This window comes from Bifidobacterium castoris (assembly GCF_003952025.1).
Classification (GTDB): domain Bacteria; phylum Actinomycetota; class Actinomycetes; order Actinomycetales; family Bifidobacteriaceae; genus Bifidobacterium; species Bifidobacterium castoris.
Window position 1 is genome coordinate 1 of the sequence record NZ_QXGI01000018.1, and the last position, 4,845, is coordinate 4,845.

At 61.1% G+C, this 4,845-nt stretch carries 1 protein-coding gene; it reads right to left on the reverse strand.

Going from position 1 to position 4,845, the window contains the following annotated elements:
* On the reverse strand, positions 1-4,318 hold a 4,318-nt coding region (locus tag D2E22_RS10365), incomplete at its 3' end, for an Ig-like domain-containing protein (protein WP_126033001.1).
* Positions 4,319-4,845: the final 527 nt, after the last annotated feature.

A 4,845-nucleotide genomic window follows, 5' to 3' on the forward strand; every position in this document is an offset into this window, starting at 1 on the left:
AACGACCATCCGAATACCCATTCGTGACACCCACAGCCGCCAGCCACTCGATCTCATCATGGAACGCCACACCAGCCGGCACATCCGAGAACCGATCAGACGACGAACCGTTCTTCGACACCGTCAGAACAATCGCAGCCGACTTACCGGAAGCCGTCACCGTGATCGCCGTGACACCCTCGGCCTTCGCCGTGACCTTGCCATTGCCATCAACCGTGGCAACCGCCGTATCCGACGACGACCAATAGGCCGCGCCGACCGTCGCATTCGCCGGGTTCGCTGTCACCGACAACTGCACCGACGTATTCTGCGCCAACGTCAGCTTGTTGTCAGCCACGCCGGAGCCCGAAATCGAAATCGACTGCAGGACGGCACCGTTGTCCTCGACCGTCACGATGATGGAGGCGGACTTGTTGCCGGCAGTCGCCGTGATGACGGCGTTGCCAGCCGCGACGCCACGCACCATGCCGTTGGTCACCGTCGCCACCGAAGCGTTCGACGTGCTCCATGTGACGGCGCGATCCGTCGCGTTGCTCGGCAGCACCGTCGCGTTGAGGTTCAGGCCCGCGCCGACGTTGATCGACGCCTTGCCGTCCGCCACACCGGTACCCGAAATCGCCACCGACTGCACTGCCACATAATCGGACGCCACCGTCACGCTGACCGTCGCGGACTTGCCGCCGGCCGTCGCCGTAATCGTCGCCGTGCCCGCCGCGATGGCCGTCACCTTGCCCGAGGCGTCCACCGTCGCCACCGACGTGTTCGACGACTTCCACGAAACCGCGCGATCCGTCGCGTTCGCCGGAGCCACCGTCGCCGACAGCTGCTTCGTGGAACCGATCGGCAGTCCAAAGTCACCTCCGGCAATCGACACCGACGACACCGGCACGGTCACCGTGCACGGAGGATTGTCGACGGTGAGCTGGCCGCTCTTGACGAGCAGCGACTCGCCGGCGCCCTTGTAATTGGCTTCGCCGTTGTTGTCCCACTGGCCGGAGCCGTTGTTGAACACGAACTCGACCTCATCCTGGTCCGGATTGTCGATCGTGTACTTGACGTAGCCGTCGCAGGCCGCCTCCATCTTGACGCCCGGAACGGTCGTCCAGGTGCCGGCCGCACCGCCCTTGTTCACACGGTAGTGCAGATACGTCGAGTTCGCGCCGAAGCCAGCCGAAGGATAGTAGACGGTCGTCGTCGTCGGGACCACGAGCTCACCGGTGACGGTGATCGTGATCGTGTCTGTCTTGCCGCCGGCCGTCGCCGTGATCGTCACGGTGCCGGCCTTGTTCGCCTTGACGTTGCCGTTCGAGTCGACAGTCGCGATCTGCTCGTCGGACGAGCTCCACGTGATCTTCTTGCTCGAGGCGTTCGACGGGGCGACGGTCGCGCTCAGCTGAGCGGTGCGGGAAGTACCGAGATCGATTGACATCGAGTCGCCCTCGTTGATCGTCACGGATTCGACCGGGATCGTGATGACCGGGCCGCCGGCTGCGCCGATGCGGGCGAGCGGAGCGGAGTAGGAGTCGTCATCGGACTTCTCGTAGGAGTTGTTCTCCTGCGAGGTCGTATCCGGAAGGTCGGCGTTGTCGTTCGCGGCAAGATCGTACGGGAGGGCATCCATACCGGACAGGCCCATCGTCGCGACGATCTGGACGCCGACGCCGGTCTTCGCAACGTCATCGGCCGTGATGCCGAGCTCCTCGAGCGGGATCGAGAGCTCGTAGTTCACATCCTCCGCAGCGGAGTTGTGGCCCTTCGAGTTGAACTCGACCCAGTTGGCGTTGTCGTTCTTCATATCACCGGGCACACGGTTGTGGGCAGTGCCCCAACCACCATCGATGCCCCAGACTTCCTTGCTCAGGATGCCCTTGCCGTACTTGAACTTCATACCCGTCTTCTGGGTGCCCACGGCCGGAGCCGCACTCGGACCGAAGATCGCGTTCGAGCTCAGACCGTTCTCGTCACCACCGTACATCCACGGTCCGTTGGCGCCGTTGTACGAAATGCCGACGAGGTTGTTGATGCTCTGCTCCCACTGGTTGTTCGAGGCCCAGATGGTGCCGCCCGTGGTGAGGTTGAGGTTCTTGCCGATCTTGTTGTCGGCGCGGCCCGTGTCAAGCACGATCCACACCGGGCAGTTGAGCTCGCCGAAGAGCGGACGTCCGATCGGGTAATCATCACCCGGATCGACATAGTCCTGAACGTTCGTCATCTCCCACATCAGGTAGAGATTCTCGTCATCATAGGTGCCGTACAGCGCATACAGATCGACAGGGACCTCATACATCGAGTTCTCGCGGTAGACACGGGGATCATCGTTCGCCGCACCCTGTGCGATGAGCATCGAGGAGTCCCAATCGCTGACGGAACCATCGACGGTGATCGTCTTCTTCGGGACGTTGCCGGTCGTGTTCGTCGAATAGTACTTCGCGAGCTGCTGGGCAGCACGCTCGGTCTTCTCATAGGTGTACTGGACATTGAAGTCCTTCTGCGTGCTGCCGGTGCCTTTGCCGGTCAGCGTCAGCGTGATGACATCACCGACCTCGGCGCCTGCGCCGATCGTGATGGTGTCGCCGTCCTCAATGGAGCCGGACTTGCCGTCAGAGGTCGAGTAGCGTGCATTGGCGACGTTCTTCATGCTGATCTTGACGTCGATGCTGCTACCGGTGAACGTGGTATTGCCCGGGGCTGCACTGATGTACTCGACGTCACCGACCTGACCTCCGCCGTTGAAGAAGACGGACACGGCACCGCCCTTGGCACGACCGGAGGTGATCTTGCCGTCCTTGACGGTGATGGAGCCGCCATTCACCTGATCCTTATAGGTGCCGTCGTCAAGCACAACGGTGGTGCCGCTGAGGTCACGATCTCCGCCGGCGTTGACCACGGTCACACCGTCGTTGTCGTCGGCGCCGTCGGAGACATAACGCTGAATCATCAGGCAGGAATCATCTCCGCAGTTGGCGAGGTTCTCCGGAGCCCCTTCCATGGCATTGCGGAATTTGTTGACCGCGACCACTTCCGGGCTCTTCCATTCGTCATCACCCGCCGCACCGAGCTGCGTCTGCTCGGAGAACTGCGGGTTGGAGCCGCCGGAGCCGACCGGACGGTTGAAGAACAGTGGCGCGCCGCCGGCACGCGAGCCGATGATGCCCCAGCCCAGACGGATCTGCTGTGCGGTCATACCGGTGGATTCCTTGTCTCCGTTCGCATAATTGTCATGCGATTCAACCCAGGTGACCAGCTGGTTGTCCTTGACACCCTGACCCTGCAGGTCGCGCAGCGAGTTGGCGTTCATGCGTCCGCTCCTGACGGCGGCGCGAATAGTCTTGCCGTAATTGGAGCCGGTGTTGCCTCCGCCGTTCGAGGAATACTTGTCGAACAGGGCCGGATACGCCGCGACGTTCAGGCCCTGATCGCCCTGCAGGACCTCGCCGTACTGGTACTGCGCGCCATTCGGCAGGATCGTATCGAAGTACGGGGAATGTGTATCGAACTCGTCCGGGAGCTCGATGTGCTTCGCCGCATCATAACGGAAACCATCCACACCATCCGCGACCGCACGCGTCAGATAGTCCTTCATGCGATCGGCGACGGTCTGGCTCTGGGTGTTCAGATCGAGCAGGCTGAGCAGATGGCACTGCGTGACCTGCCAACGGTTGTCGTAATCGATCGCATCGCCACGAATGCTGTACTCATCGGAAGCGCCGCAAATACCCCAATCAGGATGGAAGTTGCTGGAATCCTTCCAGCTGGATTCAACCGCGTTCCAATCCGAAGTGAAATGGTTGATGACGGCGTCGGCAATGATGCGAATGCCGTGCTTGTGAGCCTCTTCGGTCATCGCCTTGATCTCGGCCTCGGTGCCAATGACCTTGTTGCCGATGCCGGTGCCGGACGGCTGGTACACGTAATACCAGTTCTCAGTGAACACGCCGCCATGCTCCGGCCCCTTGATTGTACTCATCGGCACCGTCTGGATCGAGGTGTAGCCGGCGTTCGCGATCTCCTCCATATGAGCCTTGATCGTATTCGCCGACCACATCCACGCATGCAGGATCGCGCCGTAATCCATCTCCTTGGACAGGCCGTAGGATTCGCGGGCGGCTTCGAACTGCGCGTCGCCGAGCGTGCGGTCATAGCTGGTGGTCGGTCCCACATGGTCGGCCGCCACGGCGGGGGAGGTTCCCACCACCATGCCGCCGGCAAGTGTGGCCGCGGCAGCAAGGCCGGCGATCGCCTTCGTCACGGGCCTGCGGCCCGAAGGACGCTTGTCCGCGCCGGGGCTGGCCCCGTGCTTTTCAGACAGAGGTGTCATGCCACTGTCTCCTTTTCTTCTCTGGAATAGGTTCTTTCTTTCCTTGTGTTGCGGTCCCCGTCAGCACAGCCGGGAACCTGATGCGATACCCTCACGCCGCTTGAATATACCGTCCGCGAAAGGATACAGGCAGTCGTCACAATCATTGTGCAACCGTTCGCATTCCATCTAGTATAACCAAATACTTGCACAACATCAACACAGGTCCATGATAGAGAGAACGTTCGCATCCATATGAAAGCCGATTTGTTCCAGACATTCCATCTGTCATCGTCCATGTAACCTATCGCAGATGACCATAAAAAGCGTGAAAACGAGCGGCTCCCCGGAAAAGAGGTCTTCCGGGGAGCCGTTCTAGATCAGCGTTCCGTTGGGTTAGGAAACGGGACGCATATACGGGTCAGACGAGTTTGTTGAGGCGGTACAGGAACGCGGCCATCGCCGAACGCGTCAGCTTGTCACCATAACCGAACGTGCCATCCGCATTGCCCAGCGTAATACCCACCTTCGCGCACCACAGGATCTCC